Genomic DNA, 24,538 nt, shown 5'->3' on the forward strand with positions numbered 1-24,538 from the left:
CTTTTTATAACCTGATAAACAGGCTTTCACTTGAAGCTAAAATACCTAGCAATCACATTTCTTGCGGTTAGTAACACATCTATCGCTAACGCCTCAGGCAGGCTGTTATTTACTCAATTTGAGAGCGAAAGTTTCAGCGAAATAGCGCCAATAGAGCAAATCATTCACGACTTGGAAGGCGACCCTGTAAACCCGGGACACTTCGCATTTACCCATAATCAGATTGAAGTGGGACAGCAGCAGGGCAATATTGAACTGAGCTATTTTTTGCGCTACGACTACTTTGTCGAGTTCAGCCGCGACACTGCAGAACTAGCATATTTATTACGCAATGACTTACCATTGCCAGACAACAAAACCTACGACGTTGACCTGCGCGCCAACCATATTTTTGCTCAAGGCATTGCTGCAGCCTATCGATTTGAATTTCAAGAAACATTAAGCGGCAAAATAAAACTCAATTACTTAAACGTATCCAAGACTAAAGACGGCTCTCTTAGAGGCCTCCTAAGCAGTCAAGAAGACAGCTATAACGCCAATCTACATCTCGATTATGGCTACACAGAAGACACACTTTTAGACCGCCCTAAAAGCGCCAAAACCGGCCACGGTGTATCGCTGGATTTGGATCTATTCTGGCAAGCTAGCGACAAACTAACGTTGGGGCTGCAAGCCCGAGACATGCTGTCGTGGATACGCTTCTCTAAGCTCACCTACACCACCGCCGATGCAGACACCAACAATGTTTCCTTTGATGAGGATGGCAGAATTAGCACCAAGCCAGCAGTCGTCGGTGTAGAAGGATTTAGAAATCAAACACAAAAACTACCCCATCGCTACAGCGCATCCGCAAAATATTTTATTAACCAAAGCGATTACTTACGCGCCGAGACATTCAGCTATAACCGCAACGTGTTTCCGCGCCTGGCCTACGGCCGACAGTTTTCTGAGATTACGACTCAACTAGAATATGACTTCAGAAGCAAGGCGTTAGGATTGGCATTTACCGGTAAGTATTTGTCACTAAAGCTGCGCAGCGATGATTTAGACTGGGAAAAAGCAACTCATCTTGAGTTAGCAATAAGCTTTAAAATTCAACTATAAAAAAAGCCGCGACAAGCGCGGCTTTTTCAGAAGAAGCGTAACCAAGTGAATTTACTTGATTTTGGCTTCTTTGTAGGCAACGTGTTTACGTACTACAGGATCGTACTTGGACATTTCAAACTTGTCCGGAGTGTTACGCTTGTTCTTAGTAGTAGTGTAGAAGTGACCGGTACCGGCACTGGATACCATGCGGATCTTCTCACTAGCGCCTTTTTTAGCCATGACCGTTCTCCTTAATATTTTTCGCCGCGAGTGCGCAAGTCAGCTAGCACTTCGTCGATACCCTTTTTGTCAATAATACGCATGCCTTTGCTAGAGACACGCAGTGTCACAAAGCGTTTTTCTGCCTCAACCCAAAAGCGGTGGCTGTGCAAATTAGGCAGGAACCGACGACGGGTACGGTTCTTGGCGTGTGATACGTTGTTTCCTGTTACCGGACGCTTGCCCGTAACTTGGCATACTCTGGACATGATACTCTCGCCTCTTCAACCCTGATAGTCTCAGGATTTGTAAAATCGAATTCTTTACGGGCCCGCCGCGCAATCATGTTCAGACTAGCGGAATTTCCGCAAGCTGGAGGGACACGGCCCAAATGGAGCGCGACTTTATACCAGAAGCGTAGCCGACGCGCAACTTAATATGCAAAATCAGCTTGTTTTTATTCTCGGCTGCAAACTTACAACAAGCCCTTTTCAGCCATCGATACCACCACTGGACCCGCCACAATACAGTGATCCAGCAAGCGCATGTCCATCAAACCCAAGGCCTCCCTGATTCGGCGAGTAATTCGCTGATCGGCATCACTGGCCTCCGCCACCCCCGACGGATGATTGTGCGCCACGATCAAGGCCGCAGCGTTTAACTCCAAGCCTCGCCGCACAATTTCTCGGGGATACACTGCCGCCGCATCCAGTGTGCCAAAAAATAGTGGTTCATATTGAATCAGTTGGTGCTGACTATCCAAATACAGCACCACAAATACCTCTCGTCGCTCACCCCGAAGCTGGGTCGACAAAAACTGCCGGGTAGCCGTAGCCGAACTTAATACCGGCGCATTACGTAACTGCTCTTCATTATAGCGACGCGCCATTTCCAACACTGCCTGCAGCTGCACATATTTGGCATCCCCCAAGCCCAAGCCCCGGCAGAAATGGGCCCGGCTGGCACCCAGGAGCGCTCCTAAGCCACCAAACTGTCCTAACAGTTCGCGAGCAACATCCACTGCAGACTTCCCGGCAACCCCTGTGCGCAAAAAAATCGCTAACAACTCGGCATCAGATAGCGCCATAGCCCCGCGCTGCATTAATTTTTCTCTAGGACGCTCCTGCGCGGGCCAATCTCTAATCGCCATACTCCCTCCTTGGATTTGGCTTTTATTTAACAAATAGTTTAACAGCGGCATTGCAACATTTTGCGAGGCCGTCATAACTGTCATAATAGACGCCGAATTCCATGTCGGCACATACCATGAAGCAATTAAGCAATCGACAAATTTTATTAGGCGTCACCGGCGGCATCGCCGCTTATAAGAGCGCCGAACTCATTCGCCGTTTAAAAGATGCTGGCGCCGACGTTCGCGTGGTCATGACCCCAGCTGCACAGGAATTCATCACCCCATTAACGCTTCAAGCCTTGTCCGGCAACCCTGTCCACACCACCTTGCTGGACCCCGAAGCTGAAGCCGGTATGGGGCATATTGAATTGGCCCGCTGGGCGGACCTCATTCTAGTTGCCCCAGCCAGCGCCAACTTCATGGCCCGGCTTGCAGGGGGCCGAGGTGACGATCTGTTAACCACCCTCTGTTTGGCCACCGATGCGCCAATTGCCCTGGCCCCGGCCATGAATCAAGCAATGTGGCGCGACCCTGCCACCCAAAGTAATGTAGCGCTTCTCAAACAGCGCCACATTCACCTTTTTGGTCCTGCGGCAGGAGAGCAAGCTTGCGGCGATGTTGGGCCGGGGCGAATGATGGAAGCCGAGGCGCTGGCCAGCCTCGCTGCCAGCCTGTTTAAAACTCGCGATCTTGATGGCCTGTCAGTGGTTATTACTGCCGGTCCAACCCGAGAAGCGATTGACCCCGTCAGATACATCAGCAACCACAGCTCCGGCAAAATGGGCTATGCCCTCGCCCAAGCCGCCGCAGACGCGGGCGCACAGGTCACCCTCATTAGCGGACCGACCAACCTCGCCTGTCCTGAACGCGTGAAACGTATGGATGTCATCAGCGCCCAAGATATGTTGGCCGCGGCCACCGACACCGTTGTTGCCGCCGATATATTTATTGCTTGTGCCGCCGTAGCCGACTATCGTCCCGCTGAATTTATTACCCAGAAAATCAAAAAAAGCACTGACACCCTACAGCTAGAATTACAGCGTAACCCCGATATCGTCAGCACCGTTGCCAACCATGCAAACCGGCCCTTTACTGTTGGTTTTGCCGCAGAGACGCAAGACCTTGAGCACTATGCAAAAGATAAAATGCGCCGTAAAAACCTGAATATGATCATTGCCAACGATGTCTCGGACACCAGCATCGGCTTTAATGCAGATCAAAATCGAGTCGTCGTATTCTGGCCTGAGGGCCGCACTGAACTGGCAGAAATGGCAAAATCCCAACTGGCTAGACAATTAATCGCCATGCTTGCCAAGCACTACCACCAATACGCTGCCGCGGCACTAGACAGCTAAACCCTCGCCGTCGATGATAGGCAACGACTCACTGCGGCTGAGACAGGGAACATCACCAGAATATGAATAAAAAAGCCCGTGCGGGAAAACAAAAAATAAACGTGGGCTTCAATGCCAACCAACGCGACATTCTGCTGTCAGCATTGATTTGTATCAGCGCTATTTTGGGCGCCTTTTATTGGGTAGTGTATATCGAACAACCCAAAGCCTTGGCGCAACGAATCAGTGCCGTTACCGCCACCAGCGCCGACCACCAAACCCTCATCCTCCGCAACGTTATCAAGCAGCTCAGCGAGCGGGTCAGCAGTCAAGCATCCCGCAACGACCTCAAAGACGCTGTCCTAACAGGCCAACACGCCAGCACCAGCGATTTTGAAAAGGGCTTAAAAAATGCCTTTCCAGAAGCCACCAGCACCCAGCTTATTTTTATTGCAGAGCAGGGCGTAGCAGACGAAAAAAGTGAAACTGACCGCCTCCGCAACCACATAGAGATTGACCTGCTCCGCAAAACCATCGCAAGCAAGACCCTGGAAATTGAAGCTTACCGCTATCAAGACCAGTGGCTCATTAGCTTCAGTCAACTGGTGTCACCTCGGTTAGCTATTTTTGTCTCCTTTCCTGCCAGCTACTTTCAAGGGCTGCTCACGAGTTTGGCTGGCGAAGCGCTAAACCACCAGCTAGTACAAACCTATAAAAATCGCCGGGACGTAATTATTGCTGCCGCCAACACCGCTAACCAGCAATATATGGCAAGCCGCCCCTTGCCCGTGCCAGGCTGGACACTTGAAGTGATTCCACAAGCCGCCATGATCCGCTCACTGGAAAGCGAGGGGATCTTCTTATGGCTGGCCTGCCTACTCTGCGTCGCCCTGATTGCAGCCAGTCATGCTGTGTTTTTTCTACGCAGCAGTGCCATGCACCGCGCCACCGCAGCAACTAAACCTACGCCACCCACCGCCAAAGACACCATCCCAACGGCAAGCGCGGCACCAGAAACAACAGCAAGGCAAAATCCAAAGCCCAAGCCTGCAGACCAAAACACCGCTAAAACCGACTCGCCGCCGCTGCCTCAGCACAACGACCCTCAACAACTTGCCTTAAATGCTTTTCGTGCCTACGACATTCGCGGTGAGGCTGACCGAGACCTGGACGACTACAGCTGCAAACTGATCGGCCAAGCCATAGGCAGCGAGGCACTGGCCCGGGGCGAAAGCAAAATACTACTTGGCCGAGATGGCCGCTTAAGCAGCCCCAGAATTCGCGAAGCACTATTAACAGGGCTGCAAAGCACCGGCATCAACGTGATTGATTTGGGGCTGCTTGCCACCCCCATGCTCCAGTATGCCTGCCGTGAACTCAACGTCGGCAATGGCGTTATGATTACCGGCAGCCACAATCCCGGCCACCACAACGGCATGAAAATCTACATGCAATTCAACACCCTTGCCGCTGATGACATTCAAGCCCTGCGTCGCCGTATCGAAGCGCAAGACTTTTGCCAAGGCGAGGGCAAGCTTGATCAAGACAGCATTCAACAGCGCTATATCAATCGCATTACCAGTGATGTCGTTATTGCTCGCCCCCTCAACATCGTCATTGATGCAGGCAATGGCGCCACCTCCACAACGGCACCGGAATTATTTGAAGAATTGGGTTGCCATGTCAGCACCCTGTTTTGCGAAGTTGACGGCAACTTCCCCAACCACCCACCCGACCCCACCATTCCAGAAAATTTGGCCGCACTGAAAGAAGCCGTACTCGCTAATAATGCCGATATCGGCCTGGCCTTTGACGGCGACGGCGACCGTGTCGCCGTTGTCACTGCCGAGGGACAATGCCCGGCTGCCGACGAATTATTATTGGTCTTGGCTGAAGATATGGTCAGCCGCAACCCCGGCGGCCAAATATTGTTTGATATCAAGTGCTCTCGCACCCTGCAAAAACGCATCATTGACCGAGGCGGGCGGCCACTCATGTGGAAAAGTGGCCACGCTTATATGAAACAAAAAATGGTCGAAACGGGCGCACTGCTAGGCGGCGAGTTCTCCGGTCACATCTTTTTCAATGAGCGCTGGTATGGTTTTGACGACGGCATGTACGCTGCCGCCCGATTACTTGAGGCCCTGACGCTGGCCGACACATCTATGGATAAAGCACTGGCCAGCCAGGAGAAAATGTTTGCCACCGAAGAAATCTTAATCGCCGTAGCTGACGATAAAAAGTTTCAGTTAGTAGAGGCGTTTAAAGAGGCTCATAATTTTGACGATGCAAGCCTCACTGACATCGACGGCTTACGCGCCGATTTCCGCAATGGCTGGGGGCTGATTCGGGCCTCCAACACCGGACCCGCCATTACCTTGCGGTTTGAGGCGGACAGCGAAGTGGGCTTACAGGGAATACGCGAGCGCTTCTCTAAGCTACTCACAAAGATTGATCCCCAACTGGCAGATAGTCTTTAATAGCGCCCATTTAGAATGCATTCTTCTGGCGGCCTTCTCATATAGCGTCAGAAATAGAGTCAACAACACAGCGAGATCACCATGTCTATCAATCGCAAAGCAGCGGAAAATATCGCCCAGGTACTAACCGAGGCGCTGCCCTACATCCAGCGCTTCACCAATCGCACAATTGTCGTAAAGTTTGGCGGCAATGCCATGATAGACGACGAGCTGAAGGCCCATTTCGCCCGAGACATTGTGTTAATGAAACTGGTGGGGATGAACCCCATTGTCGTTCACGGCGGCGGCCCGCAAATTGGTGACTTGCTCAAGCGCTTGCAGATAGAGTCCCGGTTTGTCGATGGTATGCGCGTCACCGATAGCGCCACCATGGATGTTGTGGAAATGGTACTGGGCGGCACCGTGAACAAAGAAATTGTGTCCCTGCTCAACCACAATGGCGGCAAGGCTATTGGCCTCACCGGTAAAGATGGTCAGCTGATCCGCGCAAAAAAACTGACCGTTACCCAAAAAACCCCAGAAACCTCGGTCCCAGAAATTATTGATATTGGTCATGTTGGTGAAGTGGCCAGCATCTCTACCGACGTTTTAGACATGCTGATTAACAGTGATTTTATTCCTGTCATTGCACCTATCGGGGTCGGCCCTGATGGAAACTCCTACAATATCAACGCCGATTTGGTGGCCGGTAAAATAGCTGAAGTGTTACAAGCCGAAAAACTGATGTTGCTAACCAATATTGAAGGTCTAAAAGACAAATCTGGCACAGTTCTAACTGGCCTGCGCACTGAAAGAGTCGACGAGCTGATTGCCGACGGCACCATCTACGGTGGCATGTTGCCCAAAATTCGCTGCGCACTGGATGCGGTCAATTCCGGCGTGCAAAGCGCCCACATCATTGATGGTCGCGTCCCCCATGCGGTGCTATTAGAAATTTTCACCGACACCGGCGTAGGCACACTCATTACCAATAAACGCTCTTTGCTTGAGCCCTAGGAATTCACAACGATATGGCAAACCGCACCTCCCGCCGGGACGATATTCTCCAAGCTCTCGCCACCATGCTGGAAACTCAACCGGGAACACGCATAACAACGGCTAAATTAGCGGCCGAAGTCGGCGTCTCCGAAGCGGCGCTGTATCGTCACTTTCCCAGTAAAGCAAAAATGTTTGAAGGCTTGATCAGCTTTGTTGAGGACGCGATTTTCAGCCGGGTGGCGCTAATCCTCAAAGAAGATAACGGCGCCCTTCAACAAACCAGTAATATACTGCAGCTGCTACTGGGCTTTACTGAGCGCAACCCCGGCATTACTCGCATCATTAATGGCGACGCCCTTGCCGGGGAACAAGCGCGCCTTAAAGACCGAGTTGTGCAATTTTATGATCGGCTAGAAACCCAAATAAAGCAGGTTTTACGTGAAGCCGAAGTGAGGGAAGGTTTACGCACCCAGGCTACCGTCACGGCAACGGCAAACCTTTTACTATCCACCGCAGAAGGTCGCATCAGTCAATTTGTGCGCAGCGATTTTAAGCGCGCACCCACTCAGGGCTGGGACGAGCAGTGGCCGCTATTAGCAGCAATGATCTTTAGACAGTAGACAAGGACTTACTGAGCAAGCGCCCGACGCTTATCCACTTGCTCTTGCAACACAGAAAAACGGGCTTTGTCTCGCTCATACGCCTCGGCGACCGTATCCAGCTGTTCCGTGCGTACACTAATTTGCTCTTCCGTCGCTGCCAGCTCTCGCCGCAACAACATTTGGGTTTCGGCCATACTGCTTGGCACCGCAACGCCGCCACGCTCTAGCTCCGCTGCTTCTTTCTGGTTTTTCAATACCTGCTCTTTCACTACCCGCATATTGCTTTTAAGGATGCTAATTCGCACTTTAATATCATTGAGTGCCCGTTGTTTGGCAACCTCAATATCCGCTATGTCGCTATAGCGTAGCAGTAGCGACTCATCCCACTCGCGCATTTTTTGCGCCGCCTCGGCTCTCGCCCGGGCAATCGCGGCTTCCTGTGCATGGGCTTTACGTTGCCCCTCGGTCAACTGAGGAGCCACCGTTTTAACAATGCTGCCATCTTTGCGAATTACATCGTAACCCCGGGGAACCGCCTCAGGCGGGATACGGTCATCAATCACCACATTACCGCTAACACCAGGATAACGGTAATAGAGCTTCTCTGCTGCAGAAGCACCCAAGCCCCACAACAGCAGCCCGATAACGATGATGGACTTTATGAGCATACGTTTTACGTTCCTATCCAGCTACAAGCCGGACTCGTTTTCCATGAAGCCGGGCGATCATGGTAGCCGCACTTCCACTTAAGCAATACCATACTGCTGACGGTACGCATTAATGCTAGACAACAGTTTTTTATCGTTAGACTCACTATTTAAATACTCAACAATATCAGCAAGTTTGACAATGCTAACCACACTTAGTTTTTTGTCTTGCTCCAACTCCTGTATAGCAGAGCGTTCCCCCTGACCCCGTTCTTGGCGATCCAAGCCAATCGCCACCCCCGCCACCGAGCCACCCTCGGCAGAAATCATTTCAATAGCTTGGCGAATGGCAGTACCGGCAGTAATCACATCGTCAATAATCAAAACCTTACCTTTTACCGGTGCGCCCACGAGGCTACCGCCTTCACCGTGGTCTTTTTTCTCTTTGCGATTATAGCTATAAGGCACATCTCGGCCGTGATGCTCCGCCAGGGCATAGGCCGTTACTGCTGCCAAAGAAATACCTTTGTAGGCTGGCCCAAACAAAAGATCAAACTCTATACCTGAGGCGACAATGGCATCCGCATAACAGCGCCCCAAGGCGGCCAACGCGGCGCCACTGCAAAAACGGCCCGCATTAAAGAAATAAGGGCTAATGCGTCCAGACTTTAGGGTAAATTCGCCAAAACACAGAGCCTCACTTTTAATGGCCTGCTCGATAAATGCTGTTTGATATGCCGCTATACTCATTCTCAATCCTGAAATACTGTTTCATTACGGGGTGCATTTTACGCATAACGCAGCAAAAGCTCATCCACTCTGCTGCCAGTCTCTGTGAAAATGCAGCGAAATTGCTAAATCGCTCTCCAAATATGCTGCATTTCTCGGTAGAATCGCCATTTGATTGTCGTGTCTAATTTTTCGTTGTAGTCTACATTTAAACTTAACAACGATCAGTAATAAGCAGCTTTCAACTCTCACTTGCATAAGTTATTCAAAGACTTGGCAGCTAACTCTTAACGCTGCGCGCCGCCTTTGCGGCTCGATATGGGTAGAACAGGAAACCGATGAGAATTATCAGCTTTTGTGCTGACAGCATAGTCGATGCCGCTGAACGTGGTTTTTTTGACTGGATTGTAGAGCAGGATGCAGACGTCGTTTGCATCCAAAATCTCGGTATCGCCGAATACAAACTCCGGGACGACGTCTACTTCCCCAGAGAATACAACCCGTACTTCTTTGATTCTGCCGACGGCAAAAGCAACGGTGTGGCGATTTACACTCGCAAGCTGCCCAAAGCCATTATGACCGGCCTGGGATTTTTAGACTTCGACATGGACGGTCTTTATATTCAAGCCGATTTTGACGATATCAGCATTGGCAGCCTGTTGGCGCCCAGCGCCTACGACAAAGATGCCAGCGAGCAATCTCGAAAAAACCAGTTTTTTGAACAATATATGAATCACCTGACAAAAGTGCGCAACAAACGTCGGGACTTCATCATCTGTGGCAACTGGAATATTGCTCACCGCAGCATTGATATTCAAGACGTCAAAGGCAACCACGGCGTTTCCGGTAGTTTGGCAGAAGAACAGCAGTGGATGGATAGGCTGTTCAGAGAGCAGCACTACTCCGATGCCTTTAGACTGGTAACCACCGACGCCGATGAATTTAGCTGGTGGCCAAAAGGTGAACCCGGTAAAGATGGCTGGCGGGTTGATTATCAAATTGTCTCCGAGCGCTTAAAACCCAAAGTGGAATTTGGCGCGCTGTACAAAGTACAGCAGTTTGGTAGCCACGCCCCACTCATCATGGACTACGACTACGAACTGCCCGAAGCAGAGTTTTAGTCTTTATTGTTAGCTATTTAACAAGAAGGGAGGCCAAATGGCCTCCCTTCTTGATTTTAGCAAATCACTACCGCCATACAATAAAGCGGCTACAACGCCAGCGCTTCTCGCTGAGCCACGATAAGCTCACCAATTCCCTTCTCGGCCAGGTCCATCATCGCGTTCATTTCAACGCGACTGAAGGTCGCCCCCTCTGCGGTACCCTGCACCTCGATAACGCCCCCTTGGTCATCCATCACCACGTTCATATCGGTTTCAGCTGCCGAGTCTTCGAGATAATCCAAGTCCAGCACCGGCTGACCCTGATAAATACCCACGGAAACCGCAGCCACCATTTTTTGCAGTGGCTGCCCGGTCACCAAACCTTGTTTTTGTAATGTCGCAATCGCATCGGCCAGCGCCACATACGCCCCGGTAATGGAAGCAGTACGGGTACCACCATCGGCCTGAATGACATCACAATCCAAAGTAATGGTATTTTCTCCCAGTGCAGACAAGTCCAGCGCAGCCCGCAACGAACGGCCAATCAAACGCTGAATTTCTTGGGTACGACCACTTTGCTTACCTCTCGCGGCTTCGCGGCCCATCCGGCTGCCAGTAGAACGAGGCAACATGCCATATTCAGCGGTGACCCAACCCTGCCCTTTGCCACGCAAAAACCGGGGCACGCTGTTTTCCACCGAAGCGGTACAAATCACCTTGGTATTGCCCGTTTCAATAAGGACAGAACCTTCTGCATGACATGTGAAATGACGCTGAATACGCAGAAGACGCTTTTCATCAATAGCGCGCTGACTGGGTCGACTCATATTTACTCCTGATTTTGGGAAGGATTGGCAGGACCAACAAGGCGCAAAGTATATAGGTCAGCAGCAAACAACACGAACCCCAGCCGCCAAAATGGCTGCCCAGCTCAGCAGATAGTCGGCGCACAAACTGCTAGAATGCTCGTCTCATTTAAACGTTATAAGGGTTTCCAGTGACTATTTGCAGCATGACCGCCTTCGCCCATCTGCGCAACGAATACCCTTGGGGCACCGCCACCTGGGAACTGCGCTCGGTCAATCATCGCTACTTGGAGCTCAGCTTCAAACTCCCCGAATCGTGGCGCCAACTTGAACCCAGCTTGCGCGACGGGCTACGCAAACGCCTGCAGCGGGGCAAAGTGGAATGCAGCTTAAAAATTCAACTGCAAGACCAAGAGCAAGAATTAAAGCTCAATGACGCTCTGCTTCACCAAATTTTAGACGCCGCCAATAAGCTGCGCTCGGAAATCGCCCACTCCGCACCCGTCAATATCCTGGAACTGCTGCGCTGGCCCGGCGTAATAACGAACGCCGAATTAGACGGCGACACACTACAAGCCAAGCTGTTGGAGTGCTTCAAGCAAACATTAGACCTCCATATAGAAAACCGACAACGGGAAGGTGCAGCGCTTGCAGAACTTATCCACCAACGCCTGAACAGCATTGAAAATATCGTCACTGAAGTTCGGGGAAAAATGCCCGACATCGTCAAAAAACAACAGACAAAACTCCAGCAGCGCCTAGCCGATCTAAAAGCCGAACTGGATGCCGACCGGCTTGAGCAAGAAATTGCCATGATCGCCCAAAAAGCCGACGTCGACGAAGAACTAGACCGACTAGACACCCACGTGACAGAAGTGCGCCATATACTCAAAAAAGGCGGTGCCGTAGGCCGACGCTTAGACTTCTTAATGCAGGAACTCAATCGCGAAGCCAACACCCTTTCCTCAAAAGCAGTGGTGGCAGACAGCACCCAAGCCGCTGTCGAACTAAAAGTACTTATCGAGCAAATGCGGGAGCAGATTCAGAATATCGAGTAAAACCCAGCTACAAAAAAAAGAATACCCAAGCCCTCCAATTCAATATAAGCAAGCTCACTTAACAAAACCCACCTCGCCAGCAACGACGAGGTGGTGAAGTATGCTATGCTGCACGTCCATTTGTTCCAAACAAATATGTTGCTCTCAGACGCAGGTAAGCCCGGTGCCCATATCCACCACCGCCACACATAGCTCCACTCACCTCAAAGCTGATTTACTTCTATTGGCGGCAACCGTTGTGGCGGCAGCTGGCTGGATATTCTCCCGAGAGGCGCTTGCGGGCTTTCCGCCGTTAATGTTTATGGCGTTACGATTTACTGGCGCGGGGTTGTTGTTATCAGTCATTGGTCGCACTGGCCTGCGGCGACTCACCGCTCAGCAATGGCGGCAATCGGCTTACGTCGGTGTGTTATTTGGTATTGCCATGGTGTTTTGGATCATGGGCTTAAAAATGACCCAGCACATCGGCGTGGGGGCTTTTTTATGCAGCCTTGGGCTCGTTTTGGTGCCTCTTATTACGCTGTTTTTTGGCGAGCGTTCCAGCCTCTCTGTTTATCTGGCCATTCCCATCGCGATTGCCGGTTTGGCGTGTTTGTCGCTGGATAGCCACTTTAATCTCGGTCCAGCAGAGTTGTGCTTTTTAATGGCCGCGCTCTTTCTTGCCTTGATGTTTGTACTCAACAGTCATGCCGCGGCGAAAATTCCCGCGCTACCTCTAACAGCTATACAACTGCTCGTTACGGGTTTGATCACTGCCATCTGCTCAACCGTCGCAGAAGACTGGCAATTCAGCCAACCTCTTAATATTTGGGGCTGGTTTTTTGCCAGCCTGCTAATTGCGACCAGTCTACGGTTTCTCATTCAAACCCGGGGCCAAGGTATGGCGCCGCCCAGCCACAGCGCTATTATCATGACACTGGAACCGGTATGGACCGCATTATTAGCCAGCGTCTGGTTTGCTGAGCGCATGACCACTATGCAGCTGGCGGGCTGCGGGCTGATATTTGCCGCGATGCTGGTCAACCGCTGGCCATCGTTACAGCTATGGTTAAAGAGCGTACTGAAATAGGCTCGACGAGGTAAAAACAATTTTTTTTTAGTACACTGATCAAAGCCCTTGGGGACTGCTAAAAATTCGGTAGAATAATACGTTTTCTGCGCCCGTGACTCGCCTTCTATAATGGTGAGCATAAATGCGAGCAGCAGCTGATCGGGATCAAACATGAGTCAACAAGGCAGGCTTTACACCATTTCTGCACCCTCTGGCGCGGGCAAAACCAGCCTGGTGACCAAGCTCATCGAAAGTGTTGATCAACTCGGCGTATCTATTTCTCACACCACGCGCGCCATGCGCCCCGGCGAACAAAATGGCGTGAACTACCACTTTGTATCCCATGACGAATTTCAGCAAATGCTGGCGCAGGTGGCATTTTTAGAACACGCAAAGGTCTTTGATAACTTCTACGGCACCTCCCAAAAATGGGTAGAATCTCAACTTGCCGCTGGTGAAGACGTAATTTTAGAAATTGACTGGCAAGGTGCCGAGCAAGTGCGCCGCCTAATGAAAGACACCATTTCGATTTTTATTCTGCCCCCCTCTAAAGAGGCATTACGGCAACGGCTAACCGGACGCGGTCAAGATGACGACGCCATTATCAGTCGACGCATGCAAGACGCTGTTGCGGAAATGTCCCACTATAACGAGGGTGATTACATCGTAATCAACGACGATTTTGACACCGCGCTCGCCGACCTCTGCGCAATTATTCGCGCCCACCGCCTGCAACTTGCTCCGCAAAGCGCCAGAAATAAGGCACTACTAAACGAACTCCTATCATAAGCCTCTATTATAAGCGCATCGATTTTGGTAGACTCACTTTACTTGTCGGCGCATTTTCTGCGCCGTTCTATCGTTTCAGGAAACAGGTTTCATGGCTCGTATTACTGTTGAAGACTGCCTATCGGCAGTGGATAACCGCTTCGAACTGGTTATGGTTGCCAGCAAACGTGCTCGCGCACTCGCTACCGGCGGTAAAGATCCTTTGGTTCAAGAAGATGGTGACAAGCCAACTGTCTTGGCCTTGCGTGAACTTGCTGAAGGCAAAATCACCAAACAAGAAATCATGGCAGCAGACCGCAAAGTTGAAGAGCCTGAGCTAGATCTGGATGCCGAAATGGGTAACGCGGCAGTTTAATCGTGAATGGCCGGGGTGCTGATGCATCAGTACAGTATTTTTAATCCTGCACAGAGCAGACCTGAGCCAGCGCAATCTATTGACGCCCTAGCTCAAACCCTCGCCGAATACCTTCCCAACGATCAGGTTCAACAAATAAAGCGCGCTTACTTCTACGCCGAACAAGCCCACGAGGGCCAAAGTCGGCGTAGTGGCGAGCCCTACGTAACCCATCCCCTCGCCGTTGCCAGTATTCTTGCAGAAATGCATATGGACGCCCAAAGCTTAATGGCGGCCATGCTCCACGACGTCATTGAAGATACCGCCGTTTCCAAGCAAGCTCTGAGCAATCAGTTTGGTGAAGTGGTGGCCGAACTGGTGGATGGCGTTTCTAAGTTAACCCGAATCGAATTTCAATCCAAAGCCGAACAACAGGCCGAAAACTTTCAGAAAATGGCCTTGGCCATGGCCAAAGATATCCGGGTTATTCTGGTAAAGCTGGCCGACCGCTTACACAATATGCGCACCCTTGGCGTGTTGCGTGCCGACAAACGCCGCCGCATCGCAAGAGAAACCCTGGAAATCTACGCACCCATCGCCCAACGTTTGGGCATGCATAAAGTCCGGGTCGAGTTTGAAGATCTTGGTTTTCAAGCCATGCACCCCATGCGTGCCCGGCGCATACGCAAAGCAATAGAAGCCCGTTACGGTGACCGCAAAAAGGTCATGGAATCTATTCGAGAGAGCTTAGAAAACTGCCTCTTAGAAGAAGGCCACAATGCGCAAGTAATCGGCCGAGAAAAGCATCTGTTCAGTGTTTACAGCAAGATGCGCAACAAGCGGAAGTCACTCAAAGAGATTATGGATCTCTACGCCTTTCGCATTGTTGTCGATTCGGTTGACAGCTGCTATCGCGTCTTGGGCTGCGTACATGGCCTCTACAAACCAGTGCCCGGCCAGTTTAAAGATTACATAGCCATTCCAAAAGCCAACGGCTACCAATCTCTGCATACCGTATTATTTGGCATGCAGGGCGTCCCCATCGAAATCCAGATCCGCACCCAGGAAATGGAAGAAATGGCCGACAACGGTATTGCTGCCCATTGGCTATACAAAGCCAATGAACCCGAGCCCAAGCGCAACTCCAGCCACGCCAGAGCCCGCCAATGGGTGCAGGGGCTACTGGAAATGCAAGAACGCGCTGGCGATTCGCTAGAATTTATCGAAAACGTCAAAATCGACTTGTTCCCCGATGAGGTCTACGTCTTTACTCCCCGTGGCGACATTATGGAATTGCCCGCTGGCGCCACCGCCGTCGATTTTGCTTATGCCGTGCACAGCGATATTGGCAACAGCTGTGTCGCCTGTCGCATCAACCGTCGTTTAGCGCCCCTGTCAGAACCCCTGCAAAGCGGCGAGACCGTCGAAGTTATTACGACACCCGGCGCGCAACCCAATCCGGCGTGGATGCACTTTGTCGTGACGGCTAAAGCCCGCAGCGGTATTCGTCACTTTCTTAAACACCAGCGCCGTAACGAAGCCCTCAATCTTGGCAAGCGCATGCTCGACCGAGCGTTAGCCAGCCTGTCAGAGAACTTAGCTGACTTCAGCGACAGTCAGTTAAAAAAGCTGGTTAATTCCACCCACGCCCGCTCTATCGACAATATTTATGAGCAAATTGGCATGGGTAACCGCGTGGCTTATCTCACTGCCAAACAGTTAGTTAATCTGCGTGATGAGATTCGTGATACCGGCCGCGAAGATGTACCCCCTGCGCTCATGCGCGAAGCCATGATCATCCACGGCACGGAAGGCTTCCTGGTTAATTTTGCCCGCTGCTGCTACCCCATACCTGGCGACCACATTGTCGGCATCGTCAGTTCTGAAAAGGGCGTAGTGGTCCACTGCGAAAACTGTCACAACAGCATTGCCCTCAGCAGCCAACCCGAACGCGTCGTCCCCCTCACCTGGGCCGAGCAAATTGACCGTGACTTCTCAGTAGAACTGAAAGTAGAACTCAGCAAGCAGCGCGGTATTATTGCCGTATTAGCGACTCGCGTGAACGGCGCTGATGGCAGCATCGAAAAAATCAGTGTTGAAGATGAAAATCCAAAAATCAGCACCATCCATCTTATTATTGGCGTGCAGTCGCGCGTGCATCTTGCCCGAATAATGCGCCGCATTCGCAATATCCCCGCTGCCATTAAGGTAGAACGCGAAAAGCATTAATTGCTTATTATCCTGTCAGCCCTCCTGAAACAGCCGCTCACCTGGTCTGGTCTGCAAGACAAGCCAAGGCTCTTTCTCATTTGGGATAAAACAGAGAAAATTCAGCCTGTCGAAATTAACCTTTACCATCTCATAAAAAGGAGCGCCCCTTGAGCAAGAAAGAAATCATCAGCACCGACAATGCCCCCGCCGCCATTGGACCCTATTCGCAAGCGGTTAAAGTTGGCGATACGGTCTACCTCTCGGGGCAAATCCCCCTGATCCCGGCAACCATGCAAATGGTAGAAGGCGGTGTGGTAGAACAAGCCAAACAAGTTTTTGCCAACCTTTCTGCAGTGGCTGCGGCAGCAGGCGGCAGTTTGGACGATGCGGTAAAAGTGAATATTTCTTTGACCGATTTAGGAGATTTCACTCAGGTCAACGAGGTGATGGCCAGTGTGTTTAAGCAGCCCTTCCCTGCCCGCGCCTGTGTACAGGTTGCCGCGCTGCCTAAAGGCTCAATGATTGAAGTGGAAGTCATTTTAAGCCTGTAAAAAAACGTTTTCGCCAAGTCTTAGGCTTGGCGAAGGTCCTTTATCATTTCTTGAAAACCACTTCGAAAGTTGGGGTATTTCAGCTGATAGCCACTGTCTCTTAATCGCTTATTAGAACAACGTTTGCTACCGGTGCGCTTTACTGCTTCGCCATCGGCGCGATACTCCACCCGCAACAAATCAGCCAACCACGACTGAACATCTTGAATACTGGCTGGCTCATCATCTACCCCCAAATAACAGGCCTCAACCTTTTCTCCGGCTTCAGCTTTTTCCAGCAAGAAAGCAAGAAAGCCAACACAGTCATCGCGGTGAATGCGATTGGTGAAATGCTCTGGCTCAGGTGGCGCGCATTCACCATCAATCACTTTATTTATCATCTGCAAGCGCCCTGGCCCGTATATGCCACCAAAACGCACTACGCTATATGGCCAGCCGGTAGCTGCAATACGCTGCTCTGCCGCCAATAAACTTTGACCGGAGAAACGCCGGGGAATCGTGTCACTCTCTTCGTCAATCCACTCGTGATCGTGCTGGTCATAAACCCCTGTACTGGTAACAAAAAGTAATTGCTTGGGTGCACTAAGAGCATGCAAGACGTGATCAAGACCTTGCTCAAAAATAGTCTCATAGCCTTCTGGGCGATAGCTTTGCGGTGTCAGCGTCATCACCACATAATCGGCTTTTAATTTGCCCAAGCGGGCCATAGACTCTGCACTGCTAATATCGGCCTCAAGCGGCTCGACGCCTTCTGGCAAAGCATCGCAATTGCGACGCAAACCTATAACGCGCCAATTCTTAGCCAAAAAATATTTCGCTAGCCCAGAACCAATATCGCCGCAACCCACAATAAGAAGACTATTTTGTGCCATTAATAAAGCGATCCCTGTAGCAGAACATTGGATAAATATATTTGGTATGCAATGTGTTAATTGCACACTAGCGTAAACTTTGGCAGATTCAACAAACCTTTGCCAACCGATACACCAGCGTTGTTACTAATCGAAAGTTCACAAACAATAGCCAACCGAGCTTAACAAATTTCATCTACACCCGTGGAGCTAAAATGCCCAACAATAGCAAAAGTCGTCGTGTCGTACTGGTCGACAGCAATAACCGAAGCCTGTCCATTGGCAGCGAAGCACTGCCAGAACCTGCCGCCGACGAGGTACTGCTCAAGGTCTTTGCAGCCGGGGTCAACCGCCCAGACCTGATGCAGCGGCAGGGAAAGTATCCCGCCCCAAAAGGAGCCAGCCCAATTTTGGGGCTGGAAGTGTCGGGAGAAGTCATTGCCGTAGGCAAAGACGTAAAGCGCTGGAAAAAGGGCGATCTACTTTGCGGTCTTTGCAATGGCGGCGGCTATGCCGATTTTACAGTGCTCCCCGCCCGGCAATGTTTGCCCATTCCCAAAGGGCTCACCCTCACTCAGGCCGCAGCCCTGCCGGAAGTGTTTTTTACGGTTTGGCATAATGTGTTTCAACGAGGCAAGTTAGAAGCAGGAGAAAACGTACTGATCCACGGTGGTAGCAGCGGCATCGGCAGCGCCGCTATTCCACTGGCTAAAGCGATGGGCGCACGAGTTTACGCCACCGCAGGCAGTGCAGAAAAATGCGCAGCCTGCGAAGAATTGGGCGCACTCCATGCCGTAAATTACAAAACCGAAGATTTTGTCAGTGTATTACAAGATGCCACCAATGGCCGGGGCATGGACGTTATTTTAGATATGGTGGGCGGCGAGTATATTCAAAAAAATCTGGAGCTGGCCACACTGGACGGACGCATCGTCAATATCGCATTTCAGCAGGGCGCTAAATCCCAAATTAATTTTCTACCGGTGCTAATGAAACGGCTTACCCTGACGGCATCAACGCTGCGGGCTCAAAACGCCAGCCAAAAGGCCAGTATTGCCAAAGAGCTTGAAGAACAAGTCTGGCCCCTGATTGCCAGCGGTGAAGTGCTGCCCAAAATTGACAGCGTGTATGCCTTTGAAGACATCGAAAAAGCCCATGCCCGAATGGAAAGCAGCGAGCATATTGGCAAAATCATTGTGGAAATCAATCACTGAATTGTCTTGTTCGAGGCGCTATTATAGTCAAATTCTATTGCTTTGGAATTTTCGATGACGCTCACTGAATTGCGCTATATTTTGGCACTGCAGGATACTGGCCATTTTGGCAAAGCTGCCGAAAAGTGTTTTGTCAGCCAGCCCACACTTAGCGTTGCGGTAAAAAAACTGGAAGACGAGCTTGGTGTTTCCCTGTTTGAACGCAGCCGGGGGCAGGTTAAAAATACGCCTATTGGCGAGCAAATACTTCGCCAAGCGCAAGTTGTATTACAGCAAAGCGATCGAATTTATGAGCTGGCCGAACAGGGCCGCGATCCACTAGGTGCGCCACTGTCACTGGGCGCGATCCACACTGTTGGCCCCTACCTCTATCCGCGCTGCGTACCCGTTATTCGTGGCGAAGCACCCGACATGCCACTCTACATTGAGGAAGATTACACCAGCGTACTTAGAGAAAAACTCCGCAATGGCAAGCTAGATGCCATCGTCATCGCCCTGCCTTTTAACGAAGCCGAGGTGGTAACCCAACCACTCTATGACGAACCCTTTGTTGTATTGCTACCCTGCGACCACCCGCTAGCCAAAAAGACCGCCATCAACAATAAAGATCTGGAAAGAGAGAATGTGCTATTGCTAGGCGAAGGACACTGCTTTCGAGATCAGGTCATGGCGGCTTGTCCCAACCTGCGCAAACACGCCACGCGAGATGAGCGACTATTGCAATCCGTCGTTGAAGGCAGCTCCCTAGAAACCCTGAAACATATGGTGGTATCCAAGCTAGGCATCACTATTTTGCCCATGTCCGCTGCCCAAGTAGCGCCTTATGGCCAAGGGGTACTCTGTACCCGACCCTTTGAAAAACCACCCTATAGAACCGTGGCCTTAGCGTGGCGTAGCAGCTTTCCTCGGCACCAAGCCATCGACGTGGTTAGCCAAGCCATCAAAGCCGCCGCACCGGGGCTCGCTACAGCCACCGCCGCCTGATGTCAGATCCATTACACAATATTAGTGTCTTGCAATTAAAGGGCGTTGGCCCGCGATTGCGGGATAAGCTGACAAACTGTGGCATAAAGACTGTGCAAGACCTGCTGTTCCATTTACCCCTGCGCTACCAAGACCGTACCCGCATCACCCCCATTGGCGCTGTTCGCCTTGGCGATGATGTGGTGATTGAAGGCAGCGTGGCCGGCGCCGATATAGTCTTTGGCCGCCGCCGTAGCTTGGTGTGCCGACTGCAAGATGGCACCGGCACCACCACCCTGCGTTTTTTTCATTTTAGCGCCGCGCAAAAACAGCAACTCAGCAACGGTGCCAGAGTACGCTGCTACGGTGCCGCTCGACGCGGTGGTAGCGGCCTTGAGTTCTACCACCCCGAATACACCGTGCTACAAACCGAAGACAGCATGCCAGTTGAGGAGCGCCTCACACCTATTTACCCCACCACCGAGGGTTTAGGCCAAGCCAGCCTACGCAAACTTTGCGATCAGGCACTTGCGATATTAGACACCCATGTCGTAACGGAATGGCTACCAAACCGCGTGCAGCCCGGCCGCTGGTCGCTGGCCGATGCCCTGCGCTACCTGCACCACCCTCCTACCGACGCCTCGCTCAGCCAATTACAGGACGGGCTGCATCCCGCACAACAGCGCTTAGCCTTTGAAGAGCTACTCGCCCACAACCTCGCTTTGCAAGAGCTGCGCAAAGAAACCAGACAGTTTGGCGCGCCTGCTATGACCGAAGGTAAAAACCTGCAAAAGGAGTTTCTTAAAAATCTCGGCTTTAAACTGACCGGGGCTCAGAAACGCGTCAACCTGGAGATTAGCCAAGACCTCGCCAGCCCCAGCCCCATGCTCAGGCTTATTCAAGGCGATGTTGGTAGCGGTAAAACCGTGGTGGCAGCACTAGCCGCACTGCGAGCGGTAGCTAGCGGCTACCAAGTGGCGATTATGGCTCCCACCGAGATTTTGGCAGAACAGCATTATCAAAGTTTTTCTGACTGGTTGCTTCCCTTGGGTTTAAACGTCGCGTGGTTAAGCGGCAAGCTGGGGGCCAAAGCTAAACGCGAACAGAACCACGCCATTGCCGAGCACAGCGCCCATGTCGCGGTGGGGACCCATGCCCTATTTCAAGATGAAGTCAGCTTTGCCAAGCTGGGGTTGGTCATTGTCGACGAGCAACATCGCTTTGGCGTGCACCAACGATTGGCCCTTAGGCAAAAATCCGGCGCAGACCTGGGCCAGCCCCATCAATTAATTATGACGGCCACCCCCATTCCCAGAACCTTGGCGATGACCGCCTACGCCGACCTCGATACCTCCGTGATCGACGAGCTGCCTCCGGGCAGAACCCCCGTCACCACTGTGGTACTAGACAACAATCGCCGCGAACACATCATGCAACGCTTGCAAGCGGTCTGCCAACAAGGCCAGCAAGCGTATTGGGTGTGCACCTTGATTGAAGAATCCGACAAGTTACAAGCCCAGGCCGCCGAAGCAAGCTGGGAGCAATTAAAAAATACCCTCCCCGACCTCAACGTCAGCCTTGTTCACGGCCGCATGAAGCCCGCCGAAAAGGCTCAGGTGATGGCTGACTTTAAAGCTGCCAAAATCGACTTATTGGTAGCCACCACCGTTATTGAAGTCGGGGTCGACGTCCCCAATGCCTCATTAATGATCATTGAAAATGCCGAGCGGCTGGGCCTGGCCCAACTCCATCAGCTCAGAGGCCGAGTCGGCCGTGGCAGCCTGCAAAGTTATTGCGTACTGCTGTATCAAGCACCACTATCCCGCAATGGACGCCAACGCTTATCGGCCCTGCGTGACAGTAACGACGGCTTTGTCATTGCAGAGCAAGACCTGCAATTACGCGGCCCCGGCGAAGTGCTGGGCACAAAGCAAACCGGTCTGATGAGTTTTAGAATTGCTGACTTACAGCGCGACGATGCATTGCTAGATAGTGTCAAAGAGGCCGCTCAATGGATACTCGACTATCAACCGGAAAATGCCTCGCCGCTTATTGACCGCTGGCTGTCAGACAAAACCCTATATGCATCTGTATAGGTTTTTAACCAGCTAATAATATCAATTACGCATAACTCATATATTTAATATGTATTTTTGCCTCAATTTGCTATACTTTACCTAATCTTGGCATTTGCCTTTGATCCGAAACAGCGCTTATCCTAATCAGAAAGCGCCAACATTGTTTTAATTTCAAAACATAATCAAATAATACTCGCAGGCTTTCACTATGACTGTCACTACCAATCAATCTGTTCGAGAAGTTCTGAACCAGATCACCCATGATCCTCGCTATAAAAACGTGATGCGCATGGATAAGTATGATATTCCTCAAACTTTTCTGACTCTTGCGTGCCTGAGCATCTTCACGCTCAGCTGTTATTGGTATTTAACCGGCACCATTCCTTGGTGGCTGGCAATTCCCTTTAACATTGTCGCGGTGTTCCTGGCCTTTACGCCCATGCACGACGCCTCTCACCGGGCCGTGTCATCAGATAGTTTTGTCAACGACTTGCTTGGTACCGCCGCCGGACAAATTCTGCTGCCGGGTATGAATATGCCCGCCTTCCGCGCTATTCACATGGACCACCATCGCTATGTGGGCCAAGATGGTCGCGACCCCGATTGCGGACTGGTCAATGTTCCCAAGTGGGCGGGCTTGTCTTACCTGATGTTTACCGATATTCACTGGCTGACGTGGTTCTTTAAACACGGCCGGGATAACTGGTCGCCCCGCATCAAAATGTATGTCTATGTGATGATTGCGACCGTAGTTGGTCTGCATGCGGCCTTCCTGCTATCGCCTTACTGGGCAGAGTTTTTACTTCTTTATGTAGTGCCGCAACGCTTGGGCCTGGGTTTGGTTGCCTACACTTTTGCCCATATCCAACACCCCCACGGCATGACTTGGGAGAAAGAGCCATTCCAGTCAACGGTGCATATTTACGAGAGTTCACCGCTGCGCGGCTTGATGTTTGGTCAGGAAAACCACCATATTCACCACCTGCTGCCGCATCTGCCTTGGTACCGCTACCGTCGGGTGTGGGAACTGGCAAACGGCATTCTGCACAAGCAGCCTATTCCCCAGCGTGGTTGGCTGAAGCCCGCTCCAGAGCCTATTTATGTGCCGGGCGCAGAAGCCTTCGCGCCTGTAGACGTCCGGGTTGTCAGCATCAAAGAAGTGGGTGAAGGTATTCGCTCCTTTGAGTTTGAACCCACTGACAGCGACACCTTATTACCCGAAGGCGCCGCTGGCGCGCATATGGATGTCTATATTGCCGACGGCCTCATCCGTCAGTATTCACTGGTCTCACATGATGAAGTAACCAACCGCTACCGCATCGCCGTTAAACGCGAAGATAACGGTCGCGGCGGTTCACGCGCCATGCATGAGTTAACAGAAGGTCAGGTCATCAAAATTGGACCACCTAAGAACAACTTCATGCTGTACGAAAACGCCACACGCTTTATTCTGGTTGCTGGCGGTATTGGCATTACCCCAATGCTGGCCATGGCCCATCGCCTGATTCGACTGAATAAAGACTTTGAACTGCATGTTTGTGCCCGCAACGAAGACGCCGTGCCCTTCCAAGAAGAGCTGAGCGTAAGCCGTTTAGCCAAGCATGTGCACATTCATTTGGATCAAGACAATGGCCGTAGCGCCCTGTCACCAGAGAAGGTTCTTGCCAACCCCGGCGAAGGCACTCAGGTCTATATCTGTGGCCCGGGTGGCTTTATGAACTGGTTGCGTGAGTCAGCCATTGGTTTGGGTTGGAAGGATGAAAACATCCGCATCGAATCCTTTGCCGCACCAATTGCTAAAGATGTGGAGAATCACCCCTTCACCTTGCACTTAACCAAAACCAACAAAGAAATCGAGGTTAAGGCCGATCAATCCATTTTGGACGCACTCCAACATTCCGGTGTTGAACCCGCCTATGCCTGCATGCAAGGCACCTGCGGAACGTGCATCACCACCGTAGTGGAAGGTGAAGTCGATCACCGGGATGCATTCCTGTCAGAAAGCGAGAAATCCTCAAACACTGCTATGTGTATGTGTGTATCTCGTGCCAAAGGTGACCGCTTGAGCGTGGAGTTGTAAATCGACTAAATTCGATTCTTCAAGCGACTCAACATTGCGCTCCCCAGACCGAAAGGCTGGGGAGCGCTTTCGTTTGGAGCCTTAAAAACTATAACGGGCACAGAAGCATTGCAGCCCCTTGTCATCCCGGGTAATCCCCCCACACCTTGTCATCCCGGACGCGTTAGCGATGAGGGATCCAGCGGCTCGGTGTTCGCGGCAAGCACGGCGTATGTATCACGCTCGGTGGTTTACTGGATACC

At 51.4% G+C, this 24,538-nt stretch carries 23 protein-coding genes; 16 read left to right on the forward strand and 7 right to left on the reverse strand.

Annotated elements, in window-relative coordinates:
• Nucleotides 1-30: 30 nt before the first annotated feature.
• Nucleotides 31-1,104, forward strand: a complete 1,074-nt coding sequence (locus tag IMCC21906_RS01405) for a hypothetical protein (RefSeq protein WP_047010673.1) — start codon at nt 31-33, stop codon at nt 1,102-1,104.
• 51 nt (nt 1,105-1,155) lie between these two features.
• Here IMCC21906_RS01405 and rpmG read toward each other — a convergent pair whose 3' ends face one another.
• From rpmG to radC, 3 genes are all read right to left on the reverse strand, one after another.
• Entirely contained in the window at nt 1,156-1,326 is a 171-nt protein-coding gene (rpmG, locus tag IMCC21906_RS01410) for a 50S ribosomal protein L33 (protein ID WP_047010674.1), read from the reverse strand.
• An 11-nt stretch (nt 1,327-1,337) separates the two neighbouring features.
• Nucleotides 1,338-1,574: a 50S ribosomal protein L28 gene (gene rpmB / locus IMCC21906_RS01415; RefSeq protein ID WP_047010675.1), complete on the reverse strand. Its 237-nt coding sequence runs from the start codon at nt 1,572-1,574 to the stop codon at nt 1,338-1,340.
• Nucleotides 1,575-1,780: 206 nt separating this feature from the next.
• Nucleotides 1,781-2,455: a DNA repair protein RadC gene (gene radC, locus IMCC21906_RS01420; protein ID WP_047013032.1), complete on the reverse strand. Its 675-nt coding sequence runs from the start codon at nt 2,453-2,455 to the stop codon at nt 1,781-1,783.
• Nucleotides 2,456-2,571: 116 nt separating this feature from the next.
• On the opposite strand from radC, the gene coaBC reads away from it, so the two are divergent.
• From coaBC to slmA, 4 genes are all read left to right on the forward strand, one after another.
• A complete protein-coding gene (gene coaBC / locus IMCC21906_RS01425; RefSeq protein ID WP_047010676.1) occupies nt 2,572-3,792 on the forward strand; it encodes a bifunctional phosphopantothenoylcysteine decarboxylase/phosphopantothenate--cysteine ligase CoaBC in 1,221 nt (406 codons plus the stop codon).
• 62 nt (nt 3,793-3,854) lie between these two features.
• Nucleotides 3,855-6,251 (forward strand): phosphomannomutase/phosphoglucomutase, encoded by a 2,397-nt coding sequence (locus IMCC21906_RS16550; protein WP_082117299.1) that lies wholly within the window; start codon nt 3,855-3,857, stop codon nt 6,249-6,251.
• Nucleotides 6,252-6,332: 81 nt separating this feature from the next.
• Nucleotides 6,333-7,247, forward strand: coding sequence for an acetylglutamate kinase (gene argB / locus IMCC21906_RS01435; protein WP_047010677.1), 915 nt, complete (start codon nt 6,333-6,335; stop codon nt 7,245-7,247).
• Nucleotides 7,248-7,261: 14 nt separating this feature from the next.
• Nucleotides 7,262-7,849 carry a nucleoid occlusion factor SlmA gene (slmA, locus tag IMCC21906_RS01440; RefSeq protein ID WP_047010678.1) on the forward strand — a complete coding sequence of 196 codons (588 nt, stop codon included), beginning with the start codon at nt 7,262-7,264 and terminating at the stop codon, nt 7,847-7,849.
• A gap of 8 nt (nt 7,850-7,857) precedes the next feature.
• On the opposite strand, the gene IMCC21906_RS16150 is transcribed toward slmA, so the two are convergent.
• A complete protein-coding gene (locus IMCC21906_RS16150; RefSeq protein WP_052763302.1) occupies nt 7,858-8,499 on the reverse strand; it encodes a hypothetical protein in 642 nt (213 codons plus the stop codon).
• A gap of 78 nt (nt 8,500-8,577) precedes the next feature.
• A complete protein-coding gene (gene pyrE, locus IMCC21906_RS01450) occupies nt 8,578-9,228 on the reverse strand; it encodes an orotate phosphoribosyltransferase (protein ID WP_156165959.1) in 651 nt (216 codons plus the stop codon).
• A 317-nt stretch (nt 9,229-9,545) separates the two neighbouring features.
• Here pyrE and IMCC21906_RS01455 point away from each other — a divergent pair, with 317 nt between their 5' ends.
• Entirely contained in the window at nt 9,546-10,328 is a 783-nt protein-coding gene (locus tag IMCC21906_RS01455) for an exodeoxyribonuclease III (protein ID WP_047010679.1), read from the forward strand.
• An 89-nt stretch (nt 10,329-10,417) separates the two neighbouring features.
• Here IMCC21906_RS01455 and rph read toward each other — a convergent pair whose 3' ends face one another.
• On the reverse strand, nt 10,418-11,137 hold the full coding sequence (gene rph, locus IMCC21906_RS01460) for a ribonuclease PH (protein WP_047010680.1): 720 nt from the start codon (nt 11,135-11,137) through the stop codon (nt 10,418-10,420).
• 185 nt (nt 11,138-11,322) lie between these two features.
• Here rph and IMCC21906_RS01465 point away from each other — a divergent pair, with 185 nt between their 5' ends.
• The 6 genes from IMCC21906_RS01465 to IMCC21906_RS01490 all read left to right on the forward strand — a co-directional run bounded on the left by IMCC21906_RS01465 (nt 11,323) and on the right by IMCC21906_RS01490 (nt 17,110).
• Entirely contained in the window at nt 11,323-12,174 is an 852-nt protein-coding gene (locus IMCC21906_RS01465; RefSeq protein ID WP_047010681.1) for a YicC/YloC family endoribonuclease, read from the forward strand.
• A 163-nt stretch (nt 12,175-12,337) separates the two neighbouring features.
• The gene (locus tag IMCC21906_RS01470) at nt 12,338-13,243 is read left to right on the forward strand and encodes a DMT family transporter (RefSeq protein ID WP_047010682.1); all 906 of its coding nucleotides are present in this window, start codon (nt 12,338-12,340) and stop codon (nt 13,241-13,243) included.
• A gap of 153 nt (nt 13,244-13,396) precedes the next feature.
• A complete protein-coding gene (gmk, locus tag IMCC21906_RS01475; RefSeq protein WP_047010683.1) occupies nt 13,397-14,014 on the forward strand; it encodes a guanylate kinase in 618 nt (205 codons plus the stop codon).
• A gap of 91 nt (nt 14,015-14,105) precedes the next feature.
• Nucleotides 14,106-14,369, forward strand: a complete 264-nt coding sequence (gene rpoZ, locus IMCC21906_RS01480) for a DNA-directed RNA polymerase subunit omega (protein WP_047010684.1) — start codon at nt 14,106-14,108, stop codon at nt 14,367-14,369.
• A 21-nt stretch (nt 14,370-14,390) separates the two neighbouring features.
• Nucleotides 14,391-16,577, forward strand: a complete 2,187-nt coding sequence (locus tag IMCC21906_RS01485; protein ID WP_047013036.1) for a bifunctional (p)ppGpp synthetase/guanosine-3',5'-bis(diphosphate) 3'-pyrophosphohydrolase — start codon at nt 14,391-14,393, stop codon at nt 16,575-16,577.
• A gap of 149 nt (nt 16,578-16,726) precedes the next feature.
• Nucleotides 16,727-17,110 carry a RidA family protein gene (locus tag IMCC21906_RS01490; RefSeq protein ID WP_047010685.1) on the forward strand — a complete coding sequence of 128 codons (384 nt, stop codon included), beginning with the start codon at nt 16,727-16,729 and terminating at the stop codon, nt 17,108-17,110.
• Nucleotides 17,111-17,130: 20 nt separating this feature from the next.
• On the opposite strand, the gene IMCC21906_RS01495 is transcribed toward IMCC21906_RS01490, so the two are convergent.
• Nucleotides 17,131-17,982, reverse strand: a complete 852-nt coding sequence (locus IMCC21906_RS01495; protein WP_047010686.1) for an SDR family oxidoreductase — start codon at nt 17,980-17,982, stop codon at nt 17,131-17,133.
• Nucleotides 17,983-18,176: 194 nt separating this feature from the next.
• Between IMCC21906_RS01495 and IMCC21906_RS01500 the strand changes: the two genes are divergently transcribed.
• The 4 genes from IMCC21906_RS01500 to IMCC21906_RS16155 all read left to right on the forward strand — a co-directional run bounded on the left by IMCC21906_RS01500 (nt 18,177) and on the right by IMCC21906_RS16155 (nt 24,296).
• Nucleotides 18,177-19,175 carry an NAD(P)H-quinone oxidoreductase gene (locus IMCC21906_RS01500; protein ID WP_082117301.1) on the forward strand — a complete coding sequence of 333 codons (999 nt, stop codon included), beginning with the start codon at nt 18,177-18,179 and terminating at the stop codon, nt 19,173-19,175.
• 54 nt (nt 19,176-19,229) lie between these two features.
• A complete protein-coding gene (locus IMCC21906_RS01505; protein WP_047010687.1) occupies nt 19,230-20,159 on the forward strand; it encodes a hydrogen peroxide-inducible genes activator in 930 nt (309 codons plus the stop codon).
• Complete coding sequence (recG, locus tag IMCC21906_RS01510) at nt 20,159-22,234, forward strand: ATP-dependent DNA helicase RecG (protein WP_047010688.1); 2,076 nt, start codon at nt 20,159-20,161, stop codon at nt 22,232-22,234. Before IMCC21906_RS01505 ends, recG begins: the two co-directional genes overlap by 1 nt.
• A 190-nt stretch (nt 22,235-22,424) precedes the next feature.
• Nucleotides 22,425-24,296: a fatty acid desaturase gene (locus IMCC21906_RS16155; protein WP_052763303.1), complete on the forward strand. Its 1,872-nt coding sequence runs from the start codon at nt 22,425-22,427 to the stop codon at nt 24,294-24,296.
• Nucleotides 24,297-24,538 lie beyond the last annotated feature (242 nt).

Source organism: Spongiibacter sp. IMCC21906 (assembly GCF_001010805.1).
Lineage (GTDB): Bacteria > Pseudomonadota > Gammaproteobacteria > Pseudomonadales > Spongiibacteraceae > Spongiibacter.

Excerpts from the sequence above, each read along its gene's own strand:
- rpmG (WP_047010674.1), bottom strand. The coding sequence starts at position 1,326 with ATGGCTAAAAAAGGCGCTAGTGAGAAGATCCGCATGGTATCCAGTGCC.
- rpmB (WP_047010675.1), bottom strand. The coding sequence starts at position 1,574 with ATGTCCAGAGTATGCCAAGTTACGGGCAAGCGTCCGGTAACAGGAAAC.
- radC (WP_047013032.1), bottom strand. The coding sequence starts at position 2,455 with ATGGCGATTAGAGATTGGCCCGCGCAGGAGCGTCCTAGAGAAAAATTA.
- coaBC (WP_047010676.1), top strand. The coding sequence starts at position 2,572 with ATGAAGCAATTAAGCAATCGACAAATTTTATTAGGCGTCACCGGCGGC.
- IMCC21906_RS16550 (WP_082117299.1), top strand. The coding sequence starts at position 3,855 with ATGAATAAAAAAGCCCGTGCGGGAAAACAAAAAATAAACGTGGGCTTC.
- argB (WP_047010677.1), top strand. The coding sequence starts at position 6,333 with ATGTCTATCAATCGCAAAGCAGCGGAAAATATCGCCCAGGTACTAACC.
- slmA (WP_047010678.1), top strand. The coding sequence starts at position 7,262 with ATGGCAAACCGCACCTCCCGCCGGGACGATATTCTCCAAGCTCTCGCC.
- IMCC21906_RS16150 (WP_052763302.1), bottom strand. The coding sequence starts at position 8,499 with ATGCTCATAAAGTCCATCATCGTTATCGGGCTGCTGTTGTGGGGCTTG.
- pyrE (WP_156165959.1), bottom strand. The coding sequence starts at position 9,228 with ATGAGTATAGCGGCATATCAAACAGCATTTATCGAGCAGGCCATTAAA.
- IMCC21906_RS01455 (WP_047010679.1), top strand. The coding sequence starts at position 9,546 with ATGAGAATTATCAGCTTTTGTGCTGACAGCATAGTCGATGCCGCTGAA.
- rph (WP_047010680.1), bottom strand. The coding sequence starts at position 11,137 with ATGAGTCGACCCAGTCAGCGCGCTATTGATGAAAAGCGTCTTCTGCGT.
- IMCC21906_RS01465 (WP_047010681.1), top strand. The coding sequence starts at position 11,323 with ATGACCGCCTTCGCCCATCTGCGCAACGAATACCCTTGGGGCACCGCC.
- gmk (WP_047010683.1), top strand. The coding sequence starts at position 13,397 with ATGAGTCAACAAGGCAGGCTTTACACCATTTCTGCACCCTCTGGCGCG.
- rpoZ (WP_047010684.1), top strand. The coding sequence starts at position 14,106 with ATGGCTCGTATTACTGTTGAAGACTGCCTATCGGCAGTGGATAACCGC.
- IMCC21906_RS01485 (WP_047013036.1), top strand. The coding sequence starts at position 14,391 with ATGCATCAGTACAGTATTTTTAATCCTGCACAGAGCAGACCTGAGCCA.
- IMCC21906_RS01495 (WP_047010686.1), bottom strand. The coding sequence starts at position 17,982 with ATGGCACAAAATAGTCTTCTTATTGTGGGTTGCGGCGATATTGGTTCT.
- IMCC21906_RS01500 (WP_082117301.1), top strand. The coding sequence starts at position 18,177 with ATGCCCAACAATAGCAAAAGTCGTCGTGTCGTACTGGTCGACAGCAAT.
- IMCC21906_RS01505 (WP_047010687.1), top strand. The coding sequence starts at position 19,230 with ATGACGCTCACTGAATTGCGCTATATTTTGGCACTGCAGGATACTGGC.
- recG (WP_047010688.1), top strand. The coding sequence starts at position 20,159 with ATGTCAGATCCATTACACAATATTAGTGTCTTGCAATTAAAGGGCGTT.
- IMCC21906_RS16155 (WP_052763303.1), top strand. The coding sequence starts at position 22,425 with ATGACTGTCACTACCAATCAATCTGTTCGAGAAGTTCTGAACCAGATC.